This is a genomic window from Gilvibacter sp., assembly GCF_965601605.1.
In the GTDB taxonomy this organism is placed as follows: Bacteria; Bacteroidota; Bacteroidia; order Flavobacteriales; family Flavobacteriaceae; genus Gilvibacter.
The window spans coordinates 170,414-190,469 of sequence record NZ_CBFCWJ010000032.1; the positions used below are offsets into that span (position 1 = coordinate 170,414).

The 20,056-nt window shown below is 43.7% G+C and carries 19 protein-coding genes; 8 read left to right on the forward strand and 11 right to left on the reverse strand.

What is annotated here, in order from left to right; genetic code table 11:
* Positions 1-3 precede the first annotated feature (3 nt).
* The 3 genes from hemW to ruvC are packed head-to-tail and all read right to left on the reverse strand — an operon-like array spanning position 4 to position 2,432.
* Positions 4-1,128 (reverse strand): radical SAM family heme chaperone HemW, encoded by a 1,125-nt coding sequence (hemW, locus tag ACSLP7_RS09165; protein WP_435579015.1) that lies wholly within the window; start codon positions 1,126-1,128, stop codon positions 4-6.
* 2 nt (positions 1,129-1,130) lie between these two features.
* Positions 1,131-1,865, reverse strand: coding sequence for a DUF3667 domain-containing protein (locus ACSLP7_RS09170; protein ID WP_435579016.1), 735 nt, complete (start codon positions 1,863-1,865; stop codon positions 1,131-1,133).
* 12 nt (positions 1,866-1,877) lie between these two features.
* Positions 1,878-2,432, reverse strand: coding sequence for a crossover junction endodeoxyribonuclease RuvC (gene ruvC, locus ACSLP7_RS09175; RefSeq protein WP_435579017.1), 555 nt, complete (start codon positions 2,430-2,432; stop codon positions 1,878-1,880).
* Between the two features lie 53 nt (positions 2,433-2,485).
* On the opposite strand from ruvC, the gene ACSLP7_RS09180 reads away from it, so the two are divergent.
* From ACSLP7_RS09180 to ACSLP7_RS09190, 3 genes are read left to right on the forward strand one after another with little or no spacing between them, the layout of a single operon-like run.
* On the forward strand, positions 2,486-3,427 hold the full coding sequence (locus ACSLP7_RS09180; RefSeq protein WP_435579018.1) for a hypothetical protein: 942 nt from the start codon (positions 2,486-2,488) through the stop codon (positions 3,425-3,427).
* Positions 3,424-4,542 (forward strand): glycosyltransferase, encoded by a 1,119-nt coding sequence (locus ACSLP7_RS09185; protein WP_435579019.1) that lies wholly within the window; start codon positions 3,424-3,426, stop codon positions 4,540-4,542. Before ACSLP7_RS09180 ends, ACSLP7_RS09185 begins: the two co-directional genes overlap by 4 nt.
* A gap of 32 nt (positions 4,543-4,574) precedes the next feature.
* Entirely contained in the window at positions 4,575-5,453 is an 879-nt protein-coding gene (locus ACSLP7_RS09190) for a hypothetical protein (protein ID WP_435579020.1), read from the forward strand.
* On the opposite strand, the gene ACSLP7_RS09195 is transcribed toward ACSLP7_RS09190, so the two are convergent.
* From ACSLP7_RS09195 to ACSLP7_RS09215, 5 genes are read right to left on the reverse strand one after another with little or no spacing between them, the layout of a single operon-like run.
* Entirely contained in the window at positions 5,443-5,922 is a 480-nt protein-coding gene (locus ACSLP7_RS09195; protein ID WP_435579021.1) for a hypothetical protein, read from the reverse strand. The two genes, ACSLP7_RS09190 and ACSLP7_RS09195, sit on opposite strands and share 11 nt — an antisense overlap.
* 1 nt (position 5,923) lies before the next feature.
* Complete coding sequence (locus tag ACSLP7_RS09200) at positions 5,924-6,451, reverse strand: thioredoxin family protein (RefSeq protein ID WP_435579022.1); 528 nt, start codon at positions 6,449-6,451, stop codon at positions 5,924-5,926.
* Between the two features lie 37 nt (positions 6,452-6,488).
* Complete coding sequence (locus ACSLP7_RS09205; protein ID WP_435579023.1) at positions 6,489-7,592, reverse strand: tetratricopeptide repeat protein; 1,104 nt, start codon at positions 7,590-7,592, stop codon at positions 6,489-6,491.
* A 22-nt stretch (positions 7,593-7,614) separates the two neighbouring features.
* Positions 7,615-9,078 (reverse strand): M56 family metallopeptidase, encoded by a 1,464-nt coding sequence (locus ACSLP7_RS09210; RefSeq protein ID WP_435579024.1) that lies wholly within the window; start codon positions 9,076-9,078, stop codon positions 7,615-7,617.
* The gene (locus ACSLP7_RS09215) at positions 9,078-9,437 is read right to left on the reverse strand and encodes a BlaI/MecI/CopY family transcriptional regulator (RefSeq protein WP_435579025.1); all 360 of its coding nucleotides are present in this window, start codon (positions 9,435-9,437) and stop codon (positions 9,078-9,080) included. The genes ACSLP7_RS09210 and ACSLP7_RS09215 overlap by 1 nt, the downstream gene beginning before the upstream one ends.
* Before the next feature lie 105 nt (positions 9,438-9,542).
* Here ACSLP7_RS09215 and ACSLP7_RS09220 point away from each other — a divergent pair, with 105 nt between their 5' ends.
* Positions 9,543-10,046, forward strand: coding sequence for a DUF456 domain-containing protein (locus ACSLP7_RS09220; protein ID WP_435579026.1), 504 nt, complete (start codon positions 9,543-9,545; stop codon positions 10,044-10,046).
* On the opposite strand, the gene ACSLP7_RS09225 is transcribed toward ACSLP7_RS09220, so the two are convergent.
* Positions 10,043-10,600: a nitroreductase family protein gene (locus tag ACSLP7_RS09225; protein ID WP_435579027.1), complete on the reverse strand. Its 558-nt coding sequence runs from the start codon at positions 10,598-10,600 to the stop codon at positions 10,043-10,045. The genes ACSLP7_RS09220 and ACSLP7_RS09225 overlap by 4 nt on opposite strands.
* A 127-nt stretch (positions 10,601-10,727) precedes the next feature.
* Between ACSLP7_RS09225 and ACSLP7_RS09230 the strand changes: the two genes are divergently transcribed.
* The 4 genes from ACSLP7_RS09230 to ACSLP7_RS09245 are packed head-to-tail and all read left to right on the forward strand — an operon-like array spanning position 10,728 to position 15,844.
* Complete coding sequence (locus ACSLP7_RS09230) at positions 10,728-11,408, forward strand: TetR/AcrR family transcriptional regulator (RefSeq protein WP_435579028.1); 681 nt, start codon at positions 10,728-10,730, stop codon at positions 11,406-11,408.
* Complete coding sequence (locus ACSLP7_RS09235; protein ID WP_435579029.1) at positions 11,405-13,066, forward strand: peptidase domain-containing ABC transporter; 1,662 nt, start codon at positions 11,405-11,407, stop codon at positions 13,064-13,066. Before ACSLP7_RS09230 ends, ACSLP7_RS09235 begins: the two co-directional genes overlap by 4 nt.
* Positions 13,067-13,072: 6 nt before the next feature.
* Positions 13,073-14,434: an HlyD family secretion protein gene (locus tag ACSLP7_RS09240; protein ID WP_435579030.1), complete on the forward strand. Its 1,362-nt coding sequence runs from the start codon at positions 13,073-13,075 to the stop codon at positions 14,432-14,434.
* 3 nt (positions 14,435-14,437) lie between these two features.
* Positions 14,438-15,844, forward strand: coding sequence for a TolC family protein (locus tag ACSLP7_RS09245; protein ID WP_435579031.1), 1,407 nt, complete (start codon positions 14,438-14,440; stop codon positions 15,842-15,844).
* Positions 15,845-15,851: 7 nt separating this feature from the next.
* On the opposite strand, the gene ACSLP7_RS09250 is transcribed toward ACSLP7_RS09245, so the two are convergent.
* Both ACSLP7_RS09250 and ACSLP7_RS09255 read right to left on the reverse strand, forming a co-directional pair.
* A complete protein-coding gene (locus ACSLP7_RS09250) occupies positions 15,852-17,804 on the reverse strand; it encodes a cytochrome-c peroxidase (protein WP_435579032.1) in 1,953 nt (650 codons plus the stop codon).
* A 115-nt stretch (positions 17,805-17,919) separates the two neighbouring features.
* Positions 17,920-19,767 (reverse strand): alkaline phosphatase PhoX, encoded by a 1,848-nt coding sequence (locus tag ACSLP7_RS09255; RefSeq protein WP_435579033.1) that lies wholly within the window; start codon positions 19,765-19,767, stop codon positions 17,920-17,922.
* Between the last annotated feature and the right edge of the window lie 289 nt (positions 19,768-20,056).

Genomic DNA, 20,056 nt, shown 5'->3' on the forward strand with positions numbered 1-20,056 from the left:
GGCTTAAAGAAGCTTAAAAAGTTCAGCCGCTATTCCATCAGATACAAATTTTGACGATCTAGGGACATGCAAGTCATCGCCATCCAAGAAAATCCAATTCTTGGCCTGTAATTCTGGCAACAAAGATTCTGCATATTGGCGGTAGACCGCTCCAAACTCCTCAGAAATTCTAGAAAGTGAAACGCCTTTGGCGGTGCGTAACCCGGTCATGATATACTCGTTGTAACGATCGTTTAGGCTGAGTTTTTCTGATTCGTGCGGACGTTTTCCGGCCTGTAATCCTTTAATGTAAAGCGGATTGTTGGAAATGTTCCAACTGCGGACGTGACCGACCAGCGAATGGGCACCTGGGCCGACGCCCAAATATGGAACCCCTTCCCAATAAGCCGTATTGTTCTGGGATTGAAAGCCTGGCTTTCCAAAATTGCTGAATTCGTAATTGACATACCCTGCTTCTGAAGTCATATCCAAAAGCAAATCGTAATGTGCCTTAGCCAAGGCTTCGTCCACTGGGGTGACCACTCCTTTTTGAATAAAACGATCTAAGGCTGTATCAGGTTCAACCGTCAAAGCATAGCAGGATAGATGCGGCACGTTTGCGTCAAAAGCCAATTGTAGGTTTTGCTCCCAGATCTCAAGCGGCATATCAGGCACGCCGTAAATCAGATCAACAGAATAGTTCTCAAAATGCTCAGCCACCAAGTTTAGGGCTTGCTCCGCTTGCTGCTGATTATGCGCCCGATTCATGAATTTAAGGTCTTGCTGTCTAAAGGATTGAATTCCCAAACTGAGTCGGTTGACACCAATCGCCTTATAGGCAATTAAAAGGGATTCGTCAATATCGTCAGGGTTAGCCTCAAGGGTAAATTCAATGGCACTACTAAGTTGGTAATGAATCTGAATTGTTTCAAAAAGTTCCTCCAATTGCGCTGGCGTCAACAAACTGGGTGTCCCTCCCCCGAGATAAATGGTTTGAATAGGATCTGTGAGCTCTTCTTTGCGCAAGGTCAGCTCCGCTTTCATGGCCACAACCATAGCCTCTTGATGCTTTAAAGAGGTTGAAAAATGAAAGTCACAATAATGACAAGCTTGCTTGCAAAAGGGTATGTGAAGATACAATCCGGCCACAATCAGAAGAACAAAACAATTAAAATAGATAACCCAAAACTCAAAGCGAGGTAAAACAAAAATGCCAAGAAAAAGACAACCACTGTTTTGAAAATGCTTAGCACTCTATTGCCTTTAAGCCAGGAGGGAATCGCAAAAACCAAATACAACCCAAACAACAGGGCTGGAATAAAGTTGGGTTGGGTACCGCTCAATTTAAGATAGATCTGAAACAATGTATTTATCAAAGTATACACACAGAGCAGATAAAAGCTAATGGCGACAAACTCGGCATAGGAGTGTTTTTTGTAAAAGAAGATCTTCAAAAAGCCTCCAAGGGTAAACACAAAAATGAACATGAAGTTGTTGATGTTGCTTGACATGAACTTGCCGGCATCATACAACCATTGAATATCTGTATTTAAAGTGGTGTCTGTCTGAACACTTTTAAAAGGGTCAAACTTTAGCAGACTACGGATCATAATAAAGAGCGCAGACCACAGTATAAAATAAGCTACGGGCTTGTAATATTTTTTGCGTTGGCCATTTAAATATTCCGCAAAGAGTTGATTGGGAGTTAGCAAAAGAGCTCTGGTGGTTCGCCAAATTGGTGCTTCAAGCGTGAAAAGGCCTGAGGCTAAATCACCAAAGGTCTCACTAAAACTAACCTTGTGAATCCCCGAGCGCTGTCCGCAATTGTGGCAATAAGCCCCTTGAGTTAGGGTACCGCAATTTTTGCATGTGGATTGGTCTGCCATAGGGGTTATCTATTAGCCAATTCGGTCTTGATTGTCTTTGATAAAAGCTCCCCAGCTAGAATACGATTTCCCAGTGCTGATCTTACCAGCATTGTAAAAATGGCAAACCGCAGCCGCGAGTCCGTCTGTACTGTCAAGATTTTTAGGAAGTTCCTTGATTCCAAGGATGCTTTGAAGCATTTTGGCCACCTGTTCTTTACTGGCGTTTCCGTTGCCAGTGATGGCCATTTTTATCTTTTTAGGCGAGTATTCTGTGATGGGCACTTCTCTAGAAAGTCCGGCTGCCATGGCAACTCCTTGCGCACGTCCTAATTTGAGCATGGATTGGACGTTCTTACCAAAAAACGGTGCTTCAATCGCGATCTCGTCTGGATGATAAGTGTCAATGAGCTGTACAGTTCGTTCAAAGATATACTTGAGCTTCACATAATGATCTGAATATTTTTGCAATTGCAATTCATTCAATTGCATGAACTCCATCTTTTTATCCACCACGCGGATGAGTCCAAAACCCATAATAGTGGTTCCAGGATCAATACCTAAGATGATACGTTCGGATTTGCTCATAATATTTTTCAAGTCCATCCCCTGCGGATTGATTAAATTAGCAAACAATGGTCTTGTCAGACAAAGCTAATCAATATCTCTTAGTCGCCCTAAAATTGATCATTTTGGTGGCGATGGGTCTGTTTCTCTACCAAAAGGTCTTTGTGGACAACAGCGGACAACTGGAACAATTATGGGCCAAGCTCAGTGGTGATCTGCCTCTTTGGACTGTGGGTATTTGGCTTTTATTGAGTTTATTGAACTGGGCGCTTGAGGCTCGAAAATGGCAATTATTGACCTTCACTACCCAACCCATTTCCTATTCTTTGGCCTGGAAGCAAACCTATGCTTCTTTGGCCGCTTCCTTACTTACTCCTCAACGCGTGGGTGAATACGGCGCAAAAGCATTATTCTTTGAGCCTGGTCAACGCAAGCGTATCCTCTGGCTGACTTTTCTAGGAAATATGCAACAAATGGCGGTTACGCTCTTGCTAGGAATTCCTGCTTTATTGTGGGTTAGTTTTAGTTTTGAGTTGCCCATATCTAAGCTGAATGTGGTTTTGATATTGATCGTTTTAGTCATGCTGATGGTTTTCGCTTATTTGATCCGTAAACGGCAGCTGCTTTTTCAAGGCCTCAGTTTGTCCGCTCTTTGGAAGAAAACCGCGGAACTACCCAGAATTATTTTGAGTTGGACAGCAGTACATAGCCTGCTGCGCTATTTGTGTTTTGGAAGCTTAACCCTGTGGATGTTGATTGGATTTGGGGCTCCCCTGAATTTGAGCGTACTCATCCCTTTGTTGTTTGCCTATTATCTGCTCAGCAGTATCACACCGATGCTGTTGGTTTTAGATATTGTGGTTAAAAGTGGAATTGCAGTAGCCCTTTTTGGACTCGTAGGCGTGGATGAAATTAGCGTAGTAATGGCCGTCCTGCTGGGCTGGATCTTGAACTTTGGCTTTCCTGCCTTGATCGGCAGTGGTGTAATTGCCGCCTATAAACGCAAAAAAGCATGATCACTATAAGCGTCATCATTTTTTTGATCTATGCCGAAATGATCTTTTGGGCGATCCGTGGGATTCAAAAGTTACCCGCAGTTGCCGCGCATTCAATCCCGTCCGAAGCAAGTCAAAAGGTGAGCATAGTGATTCCATTCCGCAATGAAGCGGAGCGCTTATCTCCACTATTAGAAAGTTTACAATTATTGCCGGATCAGAATGCTGTAGAATTAATTTTTATGGATGACAGCAGTGAAGATTCCTCTGTGACACTAATTCACAAAGCGATGGAAGACTCTGGCCTAGACTACCGAATTCCAAAGGTGGTCAGAAAGCATACTGCTACTAAAAAAGATGCCATTACCCAAGCTATTGCACTGGCCAAATATCCTTGGATTGCGACTCTGGATGCCGATGTGATTATTCAGCCCGCTTGGTGGGATACGCTTCAAAAGGCCTTGCAGCAGACTCCTGATTTAATCATAGGGCCTATCGCCCTAAAAACAGAGCGAAGCCTCTTGCATTGGGTCCAAGAAGTGGAGACCTCAGGTATTTCACAATTGGGTCGCGGCGCAGCAGGTTTGGGAAGACCAAGCGTTGCCAACGGCGCTCATTTGATCTACAGCAAAGCCTGGTTTGCGTCTGTTAATGGTTTTGAAGGAAACCTACATATTGCCAGCGGAGACGATATGTTCCTGCTAAAAAAAGCTGTCGTGAATGAAGCAAAGATCTACTATTTGAATAGTGGTGATGCTGTGGTTACGGTCCAAGGCGCTACAACTTGGCCTGAGTACTTTTGGCAACGCATCCGATGGATTAAAAAGTCTAAAGAAGTAGCGTTGCAGGGTTCCAACAGAATGGGCATCGCCGTTACTTTAGCGAACTTATGGCCCATTGTTCTACTGTTCGGTATAAAATTCGATTCCAGCTTAAAGACGGTTCTACTGTTCTATCTTTTTTTGAAAATCACTTTAGATTTCATTCTGATCAACTACAGAAGCTTAGCCCCTCTGCATGACGCCGCAACGAAAACCTTTGTCACCAATCTGCTTTATCCGTGGACCTTGGTGGTAATTTTGGTACGCAGCTTAAACCACAGCTACCGCTGGAAGGGCCGGGAGTATAAAAAATAATATGTACATTTAGTTCACCTAAATCCCTGAGCATGCAACGATTAAAAACCCTTTTGTTCGTTTTACTCCTGAGTGCGGCAAGCATAGGCTTTGCCCAACAGACCTACACCATCAATGGAGAATCATTAGCCCTTAAAACAGAGGTTAGCGGTACCATAGATCTGTTGTGGAACACCTTCGACAAACAATACCGATATTTTGTAAAAAAAGACGGTCAGTACTACGAACTGGTCAACATACGCGTTGACGGAAAATACCAAGAGCAGTATAAAGCTACTTTGGCGGATCTAACTGCAGGCAGTGGACAATCCACGGATCGTTTACGACTTACTCTTGCTGGTTTGCGCAGTTTTATCAATAACTACAACGCCAGTGTAGATCCGAACTACACTTCAAATTCAGAAACAGTTGCCTTGGAGACCCGTTTGGGATTCTTTGGCGGGGTGACCAACAACCGCTATACTTCCAATCCGCAGAACGCAACGGCGCCCTTAGTAGGAATTGAATTTGAAATTTTGGACAGCAAGCTCTTGCCAAGACATGCCATTGTGTTTCAGTTTAGACAGTCCTTTGCGGTAGATGATTTTGACTACTCAGCTTCACAATTATCTTTAAACTATAGATTTAAGTTTGTAAAATCCGCTAAAGTAGATGTCTTTGCCAATGCGCGTTTAGCCACCTATACCTATTCAAGAACCGTGATCACCACTGTTAATGAAGCGCAAAACTCCGTGGATCAAGAAATCACAGGAGGCAATTTGCAAGCGCCTATTTTACTCGGACTTGGTGCCGACATCAAACTCGGCAAAGGCTATTTAATGCTGGCCTATAACGACATCGTTGGCTTGACTATAGATGACAATGGAGAATTCCCGGTAGACTTTACTTTGGGGTATAAATTCAATCTGTAGCTAGGATAAGCGGAAGCGTATATTGCGTAACTACCGGCACCCCTTTTTTTGTAGCAGGAGCGATGCGGTCCATCTCGCCCAAAGCCTGTTTGAGCCAAGATTCCACTTTGGGTAAATGCACGCGGGTCATGGAATCCATGTTGATCTGCTGAAGCGTAAAAACACCACTCGTGTCTATCCTCATTTCTAACAATACGGTATCGCGCAAGGACTGAATTACACCTGGAACACTATCTCGGATCACTCCAGAAATGGTATTGCTTAGCTCCTTGTGGAAACATTCCAATTGCACCGCTTTGGAAGCGGTCTCATCACAAGCTTTAAAAAGGGGATACTGATCAACTTCCGCCCAATTGATGGTGGCCATCTCTTGTTCAAACAAGGTGTCGGAATCGATCTTTTTAGTCTCGAAATAATCACAAGAAGACAACAGCAATAAAGCACAAGCAACAAACAGTAATGGCCTCATGCTAGCGTTCTTTGCCTTCCCATTGGGACATGAAGTCATCCCATTTGGTGTTTTTGTAAAATTCACCACCCAAAAAAGTGACTATGGGCAAGAACTCTTCTGCAGTGCGATAGCCTTTAAAAGCTTGTAATGGATTTAAAGCTTTGTCCAGCACTATGTAGGTGGGATAACTCAGTTGATTATTCAAAAATGCCGCAGCCAACTCGTTATAACCACGTCTGCCACTAGCTACGTATTTAAAGGAATAACCGCGATAATTTACAGTATCTCGTTCCTCTCCATTGAACTTTACAGCGTAATAATTCTCATTGATATAGCTTACAAAAGCGGGATCTTTGAACGTACTTTTATCCATACGCTTGCACCATCCGCACCAATTGGTGTAAACATCAATAAAGACTGGGCGTGGCTCTTGAGCTACGGCCGCCTCTACTTCTTCTATGGAGATCCATTGGATTTCTTCTTGGGTTTGTGCCGAGACAACTCCGACTAAAAAAACCAATAAAACACTGATAAATAAACGCTTCATTGGGCTAAAAATAGCAAATCACAAGGGAATAAAAAATTCAATCCTTGTCCATAAAGAGCTCTTGCTTGAGATCTGAGATCCTGTATGTGACCGTATCGATGTGACGACCTTCCGGAAACTGTTTGGCATAAGCTTCATAATACGGGAGCACTATGCTCTTGTCATCATAACGATTATCTGCAGCAACGGCCAACTGATACTTGGCCAATTCATTCTGGGCATTTTCTGCCAAGGCTTGTCGTAAAGACTCCATTACGGCCTTGTAATTGCCTTCTCGGTTGTAGGTGATGGCAAGGGTTAAAAAATGGTTGTCCAGCGGTTTGTCTAAAAGTCCGATAGCAATATTGATATGCCTGCGCGCTTTTTCGGGTTCGTTCAAACCGAGGTAAACCGTGCTTAGTGTATAATGCCAATTGGAGTTTTGATCGTCGTACTGATTGATCAGAATTTTGAATTGCTCTAAGGCAGGTTCATATTGGTAAGTTCTGGAGTAGCTATTGGCTAAGTATTCGCGTTGTTGCACACTAATAGTGGCAATAGAATCTAAGAGTTCAAAACTGGCTATAGCATCGTGATAGCGCTTAGTCACATACTGTTTGATGCCCTGTAATTGCAAGAGTTTTGTGTTATTCGGACTTTGTTTAAGCCCAGCAACCAAGAGGGTGTCCACAGCCTCATATTGCCTTTTTTCCAAGAGTTCTTTAGCCAGTTGATACCGAGCGTTCATGTATTGATCGTTCAAGGCTAAAGCTCGCGCCAATAATGGAATCGCCGTGGAATCTTCAGCAGCCAATCGAACCATCCCCAATTGATAATAAGCACTAGCATTGGTGGAATCTCGCTGGATCAACTCTTCAAAAACCACTTCTGCCAAAGACATACGTCCTGTGGCCCTCAAAAGCGATCCGTATGCGAATCCCAAAGCGGGATTTTCAGGATTATCCTCATAAGCATTTCCGTAATAGACTAAGGCCGTCGCGGTGTTTCCCATAGCGCGATAAGCCTTGGCCAAAGGAAGATTGGCTTGAGAGATGGGTAGCTTTTCATAAGCCTTAATGGCTTGGAGGTATTGGCCTTGGGCCATCAAACTGTCTCCAACGACCAAAGCCGAAGACTGAGCTCCGGCTTTGATGCAAATCATTACGAGTATATAAAAGAAGTATCTATTCAGCAACATGAAATACTATAGGCAAGGAATACAAAACACCTACTGGCTCTCCATTTTGTTCTCCTGGCGTCATTGTAGGTAAGGTACTAAGAACACGATTGGTTTCATCTGCAAGTCCTTGATGTGGAGCGCGTGATTTAATATCTACAATCTGTCCATTAACGTCAACTTTAAAAATAGCCGCTATACGCATAGTTCCTGTTAAACCTAGGCTTTCTGGCAAGTCCTTGTTAAAAGCGTCATTGACAAACATGGATAGTTTTTGGCTGAAACAAGCCTTAAGCTCCTCATTAGTACCGCTGCATCCTGGATAAATTGGCACACGATCAACCGCTGCAAAAGGTACGGGATCTCCATCTTGTAGATTTTGGTACTCTATAACCTGACGTCCTTCTACCACTTTACCTTCGGTCTCGGCTAGATACTCTCCGACAGATTCATAGACCTTGTCTCCATCTTTAGCGGGCGTGGCTAAGAATTCCAAAGCTCTGCGCTCGTCTTCTGTTAGGTTTCCTTGAGCCATGATGGCTTCAGAGAGTTCCTCAATTTTAGTCATCACATCCGTGTCTGATGATTTCGCCGCTGCATCTGCAGAGGCTACAGGATTTTCCTGAGAACAGGAGGTATAAACAACCATTACGGCCAATAAAGGCAATAAGAGGGCAAACTTGAGCAATTTAGATCTGCTAGATCTTGATTTTTGTAACATACTGATTCGTTTTTTGATTAATGAATGATTAAAAAATGTATTGATGAATGAGACATTTTCAGTTTGAAAAACTTGAGATAAAAGCTGCTGATAATAGGCGCTCTTACCTTTGCTGGCGGCCACCTCAGCATCGGCCATAAATTCTTGTAGACTCGTCATGCGAGATTGATAGAGATAGACCAAAGGGTTGAACCAAAACACAATCCGCAGAACTTCAAAAAAGAGTTGATCCAAGGTATGACGTTGGCGCACGTGGACTTGTTCGTGTTGGAGGATCATTTCACGCTGTTCCGCAGCGAGATCAGCTCCTAAATAAACGGTTCTCCAAAAAGAAAAGGCCGATTTGCTGTTGGGCAATACTACTAAGTCAAAGTCTTGCAATCGGGTCATTTGACCCTGACGACGCAAACGTAGGATCTTGACCAATTTAATCGCAAACCAAACACCCATAACGAGTGCTCCAACTTGCCAGAGTAATTCCCAAGGAAAAACAAAGGTTTCTGGATTGGGTACAGTAGGCACAAAACCTTCGCCCCCAATAAACACCGCGGGCAGTTGCACCCTAAGTTCTGGACTGATTTGTTTCCCGATAGCTGCTATTTGAATGAAAGGCAGTACCAAACTCAAAGCAGCAGTACCTAAAAGATACCAACGGTTCCAATGGAAAAAGGTCTCCTTTTTTAAGAATAGATCGTAAACCAACAAAAACAGGAGCTGAAAGATCAGTGTTTGTATGATATAATGTGCCATTAGTCTTCTTTTTGAATTTCCTTCATTACCGCTTCCAGATCATCTATAGTCATGTCATTGTTCTTCATAAAGAAGGACACCATACTTTTAAAAGACCCTTGGAAGTAACCATCTCTAAGCTTTTTAAGGCTGTGCTTGCTATAGGTTTCCTTACTCACTTTAGGGAAATAAACATGCCCTCGCCCTTCTTTTCGGTAATCCACAAAGCCCTTGTTCTCCAGAATTCTAATGATGGTGGAAACCGTGTTATAGGCGGGTTTTGGCTCTGGGAGTTTCTCCAGTAAAGCGGCCACATTGGCTTCTTTGAGCTCCCAAAGGAGTTGCATGAGATCTTCTTCTGCTTTTGTGAGTTGTTTCATTTTAGTGTTTTTCTGGATTCAAATATAACTAAATATTTAGTTTAAACTAATTTTTTAGTTAAAAAAGATTGTAACAAGTCTCAATGGCCCGCGTCCAATGGGTATATGTTAGACATCTTTTTAGTAATTCTGGGGCTTTTACTTTGCTTCGGAGGTATTGTAGGCAGTGTACTGCCTGTTTTGCCTGGCCCCCCGATCTCTTGGCTGGGCTTGTTGATGCTTTTTTTAACCTCAGTAATCCCTGTTAACTATTGGTTCTTGGGCATCACCCTTGTGGTAGCCATTTTAATGGTAGTCCTTGATTATGTTATCCCAGCCATAGGTACCAAACGCTTTGGCGGCAGCCGAGCCGGTGCCATCGGCACCACTGTTGGACTTGTTGTTGGGCTCATAGCTCCTATTCCCTTTGGAGTATTGATAGGACCTTTTGTGGGTGCTTTTATAGGTGAGATCGCCTTTAATCAAACTGAATCCAATCAGGCTTTGAAGGCCGCCTTTGGTTCTTTTCTCGGGTTTTTAGCTTCTACCTTTATGAAATTGGTGGTGTGTTTTATCTACTTGGGATTCTATATTAACTACGTGTACACCTACTTTGATGGTTTCTTTTAGTACCAGGCTATATGTTGGTCTAGCGGATTGCGCTCCCAAGGCTCGGGCAAATCGCCCTTTAAATATCCCATATAAAAGAAACCCACACATTTTTCACCTTCTGCAAGGTCAATGAACTCGTTCATATATTGCATCAAAGCTGGAGACGACCAATAACCTCCTATACCCTTATCTGTACAAGACAGCCACAAATTTTGCACAGCCATGGCTGTAGCGGCCAATTCTTCCCAATAGGGTACGCGCTGGTCTGGATCCTCTTGAACACAGATGGCAATGACACAAGCAGCATCCGAGGGTTTCTTGCGGATCTTCGCTTCCTTGAATTCTGAGTAATTGCTAATGGTATGACGGTATTTCAAAGCTAAAAATTCTCCTAACTCTGCCCTTTTCTGCTCCGAATGGAAAACTTTGAAACGCCAGGGTTGTGTCTTGCGGTGGGTTGGCGCTTGGTGCGCGGCCATTAACAATTCTTCTAAGGTTTCTTTGGCGATAGGCTTATCGGCGTACAAGGCTGGATATACGGATCTGCGTTTGTGAATGAGGTCTTGGATCATAGGCTTTTATTGATACTTCAAAGCTAAATAATTCTATCGTTCTTAATAGTTTCCATTTCTTAATTAAAAGTTAAACTATTGCTGCTTGATAGTATTACTATTATTTTTGCGACGTATTATTTCAGATATGGAGAGATTATTTTCAAACTTAACGATCACGGTGCACCCAAAGATCTATCTAAAAGACCCTGAGTCCTCAGATTTGGGCCTTCGGATCATTGAGCACAGTATTCTTTTGGTAGATGAGATCGGTTTTGAAGCTTTTACCTTCAAAAAGCTCGGTCAACGTATCGGCTCTAATGAGAGCTCTATTTACCGCTACTTTGAGAACAAGCACAAATTGCTGTTGTATTTAACCAACTGGTATTGGGGTTGGCTGGAGTACAAATTGGTTATGGAAACCTATAGCATTAATAGCCCAGAAGACAAGCTCAAACAAGCCTTGGAAGTAATCACACGTCCGGTAGAAACAGATTCCAGCTTTTCACATATTGATGAGGTTAAACTAGGACAGATCGTTGTGAATGAGTTTTCAAAGAGTTACCTCACTAAAGAGGTTGATGACGAGAACAAGGAAGGTTATTTTGCCATATACAAGCGTTTGATCCACCGCGTACGCGATATGATCTTAGAATCTTGTCCAGATTATAAACATCCGGCGAGTTTGGCCAGTACAGTTGTAGACGGCGCACTGCATCAACATTTTTTGATGGATCACTTTACCTCAATTACAGATTGCAAAAAAAGCAGTCCCCCAACAGTTTTCTTTAAACATTTGGTTTTAAACACATTAAACATAGACGCATGAGTCAAAAAATAATATACACCCCCTGGAAGCGGCTCACCGAGATGCTCGAATTGGACCGCAAAGATGTACTCCAAGTGTTCTATTATGCGATCTTCGCTGGAGCCGTGAGTTTATCCTTGCCGTTGGGAATTCAGGCCATCATTAACTTGATTCAAGGAGCCCAGATCAGTTCTTCGTGGATCGTACTGGTGATTTTGGTAACCTTAGGTACGGCCTTTGTAGGAGCCCTCCAGCTGATGCAGTTCCGCATCATTGAGAACATTCAGCAGAAGATCTTTACCCGTGCTTCTTTTGAATTCGCCTATAGATTCCCTAAGATTCAATTGAGTGAACTCAGAAACTACTATCCGCCAGAGCTGGCCAACCGTTTCTTTGATACCCTAACGGTTCAAAAAGGACTCTCTAAGATATTAGTAGATTTCCCTGCTGCACTTTTGCAAATCATCTTTGGATTGTTACTGCTTTCACTCTACCACCCGTTCTTTATTGCTTACGGTATTTTGCTGTTGCTCTTCCTTTACCTACTCTTTAGAGTGACTGCGATGCGCGGAATGAGCAGTAGTTTGGAAGAGTCTAAGAACAAGTATAAAGTAGCGCATTGGATTCAGGAAGTAGCCCGCACCGTAGTGAGCTTTAAACTCTCTGGAAAAACGAGTTTGGCCTTGAGAAAGAACGACAATTTGGTTGTTGACTATATAGGTGCTCGTGAAAAACACTTTAAGGTCTTGGTGATCCAATTCATTCAGTTGATCGGTTTTAAAGTATTGGTAACTGCTGGATTGCTATTGATCGGTGGTATACTGGTACTGAATCAGGAGATGAATATCGGGCAGTTTGTAGCTGCGGAGATCATCATCATTATCGTGATCAACTCCGTAGAAAAACTCATCACAGGTCTAGAAACCATCTATGATGTTTTGACTTCTTTGGAGAAGATCGGGCAAGTAGTAGATAAGGAGCTGGAGCCGCAAGAAGGAGACGTTTCTTTCTTGAGTTCAGATCATCTTGATATTGAATTAAGAGAGATCGGCCTCACCGTTCCAGGCAAAAAACTACCGATTCTCAAAGACATCAATCTGAACTTAAAACCTGGGGGCAGAATTTGGATCAACGGTGAGAACGGCAGCGGTAAAACAACCTTGTTGCGTGTGATCTCTGGAATCATCCCACCGACCAACGGACAGATGTTTGTCAACTCTGTAGCGCGCAGTGCCATTCACTTGAGCAAGTTCCGCGCCTTGGTAGGACAGACCTTGTCTGAAGAGTCTCCATTTGAAGGCACGCTGCTAGAGAACATCACTTTTGGAGATATGGACATTACCAGAGAACGTGTGAATTGGGCCATAGAAAATGCTGGCCTGATGGAATTCGTAAAGTCTTTGGACGATGGAATTGACACCGTGCTTTATCCTGAAGGACGTCAAATTCCACTCACCATTGGAAAGAAGATCCTTTTGGCACGGGCCATAGTACATGCGCCTAAGCTGCTCTTATTGAAAGATCCTTTAGATCATTTCAAAGCTGAGGAAGCCCGCAGATTACGCGCTTTCCTAACCGATAAATCCCACCCTTGGACCCTGATCGTTGTAAGTCAGGATGAGGAATGGGGAGAATTTTGTGACACAACCCTCACCATGGAAAAAGGTGCTATTAAATAGAAGATCATGTTAAACATCTCTCAAGAAAAACTCAATCAGAAAGTTTCTTTGGACAAGTACAAAGCAGCCGGCCTGGTTTTTCACAAAAGGCACTTTAAGTACTTCAACAGATTCCTAAAGATCTTTGCCGTTATCTTTTTAGTGGTCATGTTCTTGCCATGGACGCAAAACGTTTCAGGAAATGGTTTCCTGACGACTTTGGCTCCAGAGGTTCGGCCACAGACCATACAGTCACCCATTCCGGGGACCGTAGCCAAATGGTACGTACAGGAAGGTGATTTTGTAAAGAAAGGTGATACGATCCTTCACATCACAGAGATCAAAAGTGAATACTTTGACCCAGAGTATTTGGCCCGTACCGGACGCCAGATCGATGCGAAATCCTTGTCATCAGAAAGTTATGAAAGCAAGGTACAAGCTTTGGAAGGTCAAATTGCTGCGCTTTATCAAGAGCGCGGTTTAAAAACCCAGCAGGCTCAAATCAAGATCCAACAGAACCAGTTTAAAGTAACTAGTGACAGCGTTGATCTAATCGCAGCGCGCATCAATGACAGTATTGCCATTGCTCAGTTCAAACGATCCGAAAGTCTTTTGGCAGAAGGTCTTAAGTCAAGAACGCAGTTGGAAGACAAGCGTCAAAAAGCTCAGGAAACTGCAGCCAAGCTTGTAGCACAGCAAAACAAGCTGTTGGCCAGCCGCAATGAACTGATCAATTCGCGAATCGAACTCAATAGAATTCAGGCAGAATACGCAGATAAACTCGCCAAGGCGGAGAGTGATAAGTTTACGGCAGCCTCGAGCAAATTCAGTACGGACGCTGAAGTTGCTAAGCTAGAGTCGCAGTATGCGAGTTTTGAGGTCCGTTCTGGACTCTATTATATCAAAGCTCCACAAGACGGATACATCAACCGCGCCATTGTAGGTGGAGTTGGCGAAACCATCAAAGAAGGGGATCCGATCATTCGCATCATGCCGAGTGGATTCAGCATGGCTATTGAAACTTATGTGAGCCCAATTGACATCCCGTTGATCCACGTTGGAGAGCAGGTACGCGTTCAGTTTGACGGATGGCCAGCGATCATCTTTAGTGGATGGCCTAATGTTTCTTACGGAACCTACGGCGGAGTTGTGGTGGCCATTGATACGTACATCAGTGACAACGGTAAATACCGCGTGCTGATTGCGCAAGATCCGAACGACCACGAGTGGCCCGAGGAACTGCGTATCGGCTCAGGAGCCTTTACCTTAGCCCTTTTGAATGATGTACCGATCTGGTTTGAACTCTGGCGACAGCTCAACGGGTTCCCACCAGACTACTATCTGCCAGAAGGCGCCGAAAAGAAAGAATCGACCAAAAAGAAGAAATAAGTAATGAAGCTAAGATTGCACCTATTGATCGCCTTGCTTTTGAGCATTAGCGGTTTGCAGGCACAAAGTGATACGCTTTTACTGAGCTACCGCGAGTATTTGGGGTATGTGAAGGAGTATCACCCATTGGCCAAACAGGCCAAGCTTGTGCTCAGCAATGCCGAGGCGGAATTGCTTAAAGCCCGTGGCGGGTTCGATCCGAAGATCGAGGTCGATTACGATCAAAAACAATTCAAAGGAGACGAGTATTACGACATTCTCAACGCTACTTTTAAAGTACCCACTTGGTATGGCATTGAGCTAAAAGCTGGTTTTGAAGAGAACGAAGGGATCTTTTTGAACCCAGAGCGAAACGTACCAGAAAATGGTTTGTACAACGCAGGACTTTCAGTCTCAGTGGCTCAAGGATTACTGATCGATGAGCGCCGCGCTCAATTGCGCCAGGCGAAGTTCTTTGTGGAGCAGTCCAAACAAGATCAGACCTTATTGGTCAACGAACTGCTTTACAAGGCCAGTGAGGCATACTTTGACTGGTTACAGGCCTACAAGCAGGTCTTGTTGCAACGTGAATTTCTGGGCAATGCTGAACAGCGTTTTAGAGGCGTTCGTTCCAGTGCGCTATTGGGAGATGTAGCGATTATTGATACCGTGGAGGCAAACATTCCCGTGCAAAACCGATCGTTACTGCTGGAGCAGGCACGAATCGCTTTGAACAATAAAAGACTCGCATTGAGTAACTATTTATGGATCTCTAACAACATTCCCATGGAAGTGCGGGAAGATGTTATTCCTGAGGAGACTTTGGAGGTTACTCTTACGCAAACCTTGGGTGTATCTCCCTTAAACACGGAGGAATTTGACCTGACCAATCACCCCAAGCTGCTTTCTCTACAATACAAGGGAGAAGCTTTAGAGGTGGATAGACAGTTCAAGGCCAATAATCTATTGCCGCGAATTGACCTGGAATTTAATGCCTTGAGCAGTACTCCAGACAGGACAGAGACCTTTAACAGCAACGATTATAAGTTTGGTATCAATGCCAGTTTCCCTTTGTTCTTAAGGAAAGAACGCGGTGCGCTGCGCATGGCCAAGTTTAAAATTCAAGACAACGAATTTGAGCAAGAGTTAGCACAGATCAATATTGCTAATAAGGTAGAAGCCTTGCAGCAAGAGCTGACCTCTTTGCGCCAGCAGATCAATATCAATGAAGATATGGTGAACTCCTATACCCAAATGCTCAACGCCGAGATCAGGAAGTTCAGCCTAGGAGAAAGCTCTGTCTTTTTGATCAACAGCCGCGAGCAAAAATTGGTTGAAGCGCGCGTCAAGCAAATCAAACTCGAACAAAAATACTATAGCGGATTCGCTAAGTTATTCCAGGCCTTAGGTATCACCGAGGTTGAGCTCTAATATAGTATTATCGACCCAAGGGGCGCTCATTGACTTCAACGGCCTCAAAGTCTCGAGGCAATGAAGCAGGAGGCTCAAAACCTCCCTGATCCGTTAGCGCTTGCATAAAGGCAATCAAGTGATCGATCTCCGCTTGTGTCAAACCCAAAGGATCGCTGGCTAGCGTTTGATGCTCCAAATCCATGCCGCTGCCGGCTCCTCCGCCTAAGTTGTAGAATTCCATTACCTCTTCCAAAGAGGTGAAAACACCGTTGTGCATATATGGGCCAGTCAGCGCTATATTCCTGAGGGTTGGTGTTTTAAAAGAATTGCTGTAGAAATCTGCTTTTTCCTTTTCGAGACCATTACCGCGTCTACCTATATCTGAATCTAAAACCCAAGGTTTTTGATTACTCATAGGGACGCCAAGGACCTCAGACTCCGACTCGTTGAACAAAGGCGGTACCGTTCCTGAAAACAAAGGCATAAAATGACAGGTGGCACAAGCAGCTTTTCCTGTAAACAGGTTGAAACCCTTGCGCTGTTCAGGAGTCAATGCCTTTGAGTCGCCTGCAAAGAAACGATCCAAAGCAGAATCATACCGATTGAGCTTCATGACATAAGCAGCCAAGGCGTAGTCAATATTGTTAATGCGCAGGCCTTTAGCTTGCTCGGGGAAGGCTTCTGCAAATAATTTGCGATAAGTTGGACTACTGCTGAGTTTGTTGAGAATATCGCGGTAGTTGGTATCAAATTCATCCTGACTCAACACCACGTGTTCAAATTGATCCTCGAGGCGTTTGGCACGTAGATCGTGAAAATAACCTGTGGCATAGATCGCGTAATTCAATGTAAGCGCATTGCGCTTAAGCGGTTCCCCTTGGTTGGACAAACTCTTAGGCATTCCGTCTGTAAATGCTCTTTTAGGATTGTGACAACTGGCGCACGACATTGCATTGTCTGCAGAAAGTACAGGATCGTAAAAAAGGAGTTTTCCCAAAGCCGCTCTTTGATCAAAAAGGCTGTCATTGGGTACACTGGAGTAGTAAAACGGATCCAGCAAGTTTGGACTGAATAGATTGGTGGCCTCGTAATTAACAGCAGGTAAATAGCGGCTCACTTCTTCAATGGTCTCGTACCCTAAACTCAGGTGAATCTCCAGTAATAATTTGTAGATGGGATTGGCTACCTCATCCAAAAAGCGCAATCGATCGAAACGCTCAAAATCTCCTTTATCAGTCTTGGATATCCCTTTGTCAAAAAGCTTGGATAATTGATCCCACAAAACTTGTTGATTAATGTTCTGCAATTCACTTTGATAGTAGGCTGAATAGCTCTTCAAACTTTGTAAAACTTGATGGGCATCCCCAATACCCATTAAAGTTCCTGGAGTATCAAAACCTGTTATTCCCAAAGTCATTAAACGGAGCATGGCCTGTCTGCTCGATTCAAAAAATTGACGATCTGTAAACTTTCTGGAAGTGAGAAATTTGGTGAGAATCTCCGTGTTCTTTAGAAGTAATGCGGTTTGTTCTTGCAAGGCTTCTATATCCAACGCAGCGGCTCCCATAAGCTCGTCAATGACCTGTAAACCTTTTGGCTCTAGGACCACATGCTCGGCTACTTTGGGCTCTAATTTAGGAAGAGGTGCCCCGTTGATGTTGCGGTCCACAGCTTCCTTATCGAGGTATTCAAGCATGAATTCAATTTGCTTGTAACTGCCTCTTAATTTTTTATAATCCCTTTGCAAAGCAAGGGTATCACCCTTTTGGGCAAATTGGTCAAAACTAGTGGTTTGAGCCTTCCAGTATTGAAGTTCTTCTTGGAATTTTTGATTTAAGAAGCCAATAGCTTTTGCTCTATAATTGTCCGCTTTGTTAATATGAGGCTTGCTGGCAGATATCAGCAATACAGTAAGCAGAATACTTACCAATAGGAGAAGATTATCAGATCGAAATAAACGAATAAATCTTTTGAGCATAATAACAATCATTTTGAGGTACGCTTTGGCAGTTCAAGTCAACTGCTGAAATTATCATTGATTTCCAAGCCGGAGACCATACAGCCTCCGGTGCTTGGAATCAACTTGAAAAAAATTACTTGATTAGTAATTTCTTAGTTTCTCCTTCTGAAGTCTTCAATAGATAAGTTCCAGTAGAGAATCCTGCGATGTCGATAGAACGCACATCGCGATATACGGCAACACGACGCCCAGTGATGTCGTAAAGAGCAACATCAGCAACTTGGTTGAAGTAAACAATACGCTCTGTTGGGTTTGGATAGATGATAAACTCGTCAGTGTCTAAATCAAACTCTGGTGCAGCCAAAGTTTCCAAAGCTCCTGAATCATCAAAACCAGTAATGGCGAAGGTCAAAGAGTTGTTGTATGGGAAAGGGTTAGAAGTGTCTGGGTGTTGAGAGTTAACCAATACAGACTTTCCATCAGCAGTTCCAACAGCTCCAGTGATCTCGGCTCCGCGAGGAGTCTGAGTCAAACGGATCAAATCGTCTAAAGTTGGACTGGCAATATCCAAATCCAAAACATACATCTCACACATACGATCGTCTGGGTACTCCAGAGGCGTACGTCCAAAAGAAGTTCCGTTAAGGTCTTCTTGGATCAATAGGTAACGCTTGTCTTCACCAGCAACGTTTGTGTAAAGGATGCTAAGTCCATCAGGGTTAGACAGGTGCTTGTTTGGGTAATCTGCCACAGCAGGAGAAGTCTCAAAGTAAGGTCCACCTTCCATGAAAACAGTCACCTCTTGTGTTGCTGGATCGTATTCTAGAATACGTCCGTAGTAATCCCAGTAAGCCGCATCGTCAGGTCCAGTAGCACCTTGAGCAATAGCTCTAGCGATGTGGTGTGGTGCGTAAACGGCTCCAGCAGCAGCCTCATCAGCCCAGCGAGAAGCAGGATTATCACGACCCGTCTCAGTCATATATACTTTTCCAGTTTCTTTGTCTAGAGTTACCCACTCCAAACGGTTGAACATAGTAGCTCCACCAGAAACAGCCTCTGCAGCAAACTCAAGCATTTTGTCAAAATCGTTAGAATCGATCTCAACCCATGGATCTCCACCGGCATCGTGCTTGAATACATAAAGTGTTCCTTGCGTAAAGTCTCCAGCTTCATCAGCAACAAACTTGGTAAAGAAACCAGGAGTAGCATCTGCTCCTAAGTAAACCGTTCTGTTGTCTACCGCAACGGCACCACCTTCAAACGGCTGACGCCCCCAGTTGTATTGCTTACGGATAGCCTTGGCTTCACGAGGATCGATCTCAACCATCCAGTTGAAGTTTTGATACTTCTGAATGGTTTGGAAGTTGGCCATCTCGAATTCCGTATACTTAATGGTATAGTCAGAAATGTCACGAACACCAGTTCCGTCTAGGAAAATACTCGCATTGTCCGAACGGAACCACTCCTCTGCGGTCCAGATACGTCCGTCTACAACAGAAGTAATACCTCCACAGTTCATCCCAGTCTCTCCAACGTTAGAAAAGTCTACGTTAAAGAATTCTCCACTACGTCCGTCAGAGAGTGTTTGTGGAATAATGTAAAGGGTGTCGTCTGATGGGTTACGTCCTAAAAGGAAGGCCGTCATTCCACCTCCATCACCGATCTTATCGTCGGCCAAAATACGCTCGTGGTTTACTGAAACCCATCCGATCGCGTTTGGATCATCTACACAATCTGTAGCAGAAAGTGGGGTAAATCCAATAAAGTCATGCCATTGTTTGGCAGGTACAGCTTCATTCTCTCCGGTTTGAACAAGGTCTTCACCTCCAACGAATAAAACTTGGTATTGAAAAGGAGAAGGAGGAATTACAACTTCTACAGCCTCCCAATCCGTCTCTACTGCGGCAGCAGGAAATTCACTTTGAGCCAAACCTAAGTTACTGAGAACAAGGGCCATGAGGCTAAGTACTTTTAATTTCATCTGTTTGATTTTTAGTTATTAAGGGTTAAATGAACACCCTAAACTTAGCTTGGCTTTGTTAGGAAATTCTGAAGAGAATTTGAATAAAGGATTAGCCTTGTGTTAAGCGGATTAATCTTTGATTAGCAGAATCGACTTTGTTTAATTCCAGAATTAACTTTTTATTTAAACCACGGTCTTCTGGTTTTTCCGTACTACAAGTGAAAGGCCTTGACAGGCCTCACTTTGTTCATGCCAAACCCTCTAAAGAAAATGTTAAGCGAAGATTCCTACCTGACTATTTAGAGCA

Bases quoted from the DNA above. Each gene is read 5' to 3' on its own strand.
- ACSLP7_RS09170 (WP_435579016.1), bottom strand. From the start codon at position 1,865: ATGGCAGACCAATCCACATGCAAAAATTGCGGTACCCTAACTCAAGGG.
- ruvC (WP_435579017.1), bottom strand. From the start codon at position 2,432: ATGAGCAAATCCGAACGTATCATCTTAGGTATTGATCCTGGAACCACT.
- ACSLP7_RS09185 (WP_435579019.1), top strand. From the start codon at position 3,424: ATGATCACTATAAGCGTCATCATTTTTTTGATCTATGCCGAAATGATC.
- ACSLP7_RS09190 (WP_435579020.1), top strand. From the start codon at position 4,575: ATGCAACGATTAAAAACCCTTTTGTTCGTTTTACTCCTGAGTGCGGCA.
- ACSLP7_RS09195 (WP_435579021.1), bottom strand. From the start codon at position 5,922: ATGAGGCCATTACTGTTTGTTGCTTGTGCTTTATTGCTGTTGTCTTCT.
- ACSLP7_RS09200 (WP_435579022.1), bottom strand. From the start codon at position 6,451: ATGAAGCGTTTATTTATCAGTGTTTTATTGGTTTTTTTAGTCGGAGTT.
- ACSLP7_RS09205 (WP_435579023.1), bottom strand. From the start codon at position 7,592: ATGATTTGCATCAAAGCCGGAGCTCAGTCTTCGGCTTTGGTCGTTGGA.
- ACSLP7_RS09210 (WP_435579024.1), bottom strand. From the start codon at position 9,078: ATGGCACATTATATCATACAAACACTGATCTTTCAGCTCCTGTTTTTG.
- ACSLP7_RS09215 (WP_435579025.1), bottom strand. From the start codon at position 9,437: ATGAAACAACTCACAAAAGCAGAAGAAGATCTCATGCAACTCCTTTGG.
- ACSLP7_RS09220 (WP_435579026.1), top strand. From the start codon at position 9,543: ATGTTAGACATCTTTTTAGTAATTCTGGGGCTTTTACTTTGCTTCGGA.
- ACSLP7_RS09225 (WP_435579027.1), bottom strand. From the start codon at position 10,600: ATGATCCAAGACCTCATTCACAAACGCAGATCCGTATATCCAGCCTTG.
- ACSLP7_RS09230 (WP_435579028.1), top strand. From the start codon at position 10,728: ATGGAGAGATTATTTTCAAACTTAACGATCACGGTGCACCCAAAGATC.
- ACSLP7_RS09235 (WP_435579029.1), top strand. From the start codon at position 11,405: ATGAGTCAAAAAATAATATACACCCCCTGGAAGCGGCTCACCGAGATG.
- ACSLP7_RS09240 (WP_435579030.1), top strand. From the start codon at position 13,073: ATGTTAAACATCTCTCAAGAAAAACTCAATCAGAAAGTTTCTTTGGAC.
- ACSLP7_RS09245 (WP_435579031.1), top strand. From the start codon at position 14,438: ATGAAGCTAAGATTGCACCTATTGATCGCCTTGCTTTTGAGCATTAGC.
- ACSLP7_RS09250 (WP_435579032.1), bottom strand. From the start codon at position 17,804: ATGCTCAAAAGATTTATTCGTTTATTTCGATCTGATAATCTTCTCCTA.
- ACSLP7_RS09255 (WP_435579033.1), bottom strand. From the start codon at position 19,767: ATGAAATTAAAAGTACTTAGCCTCATGGCCCTTGTTCTCAGTAACTTA.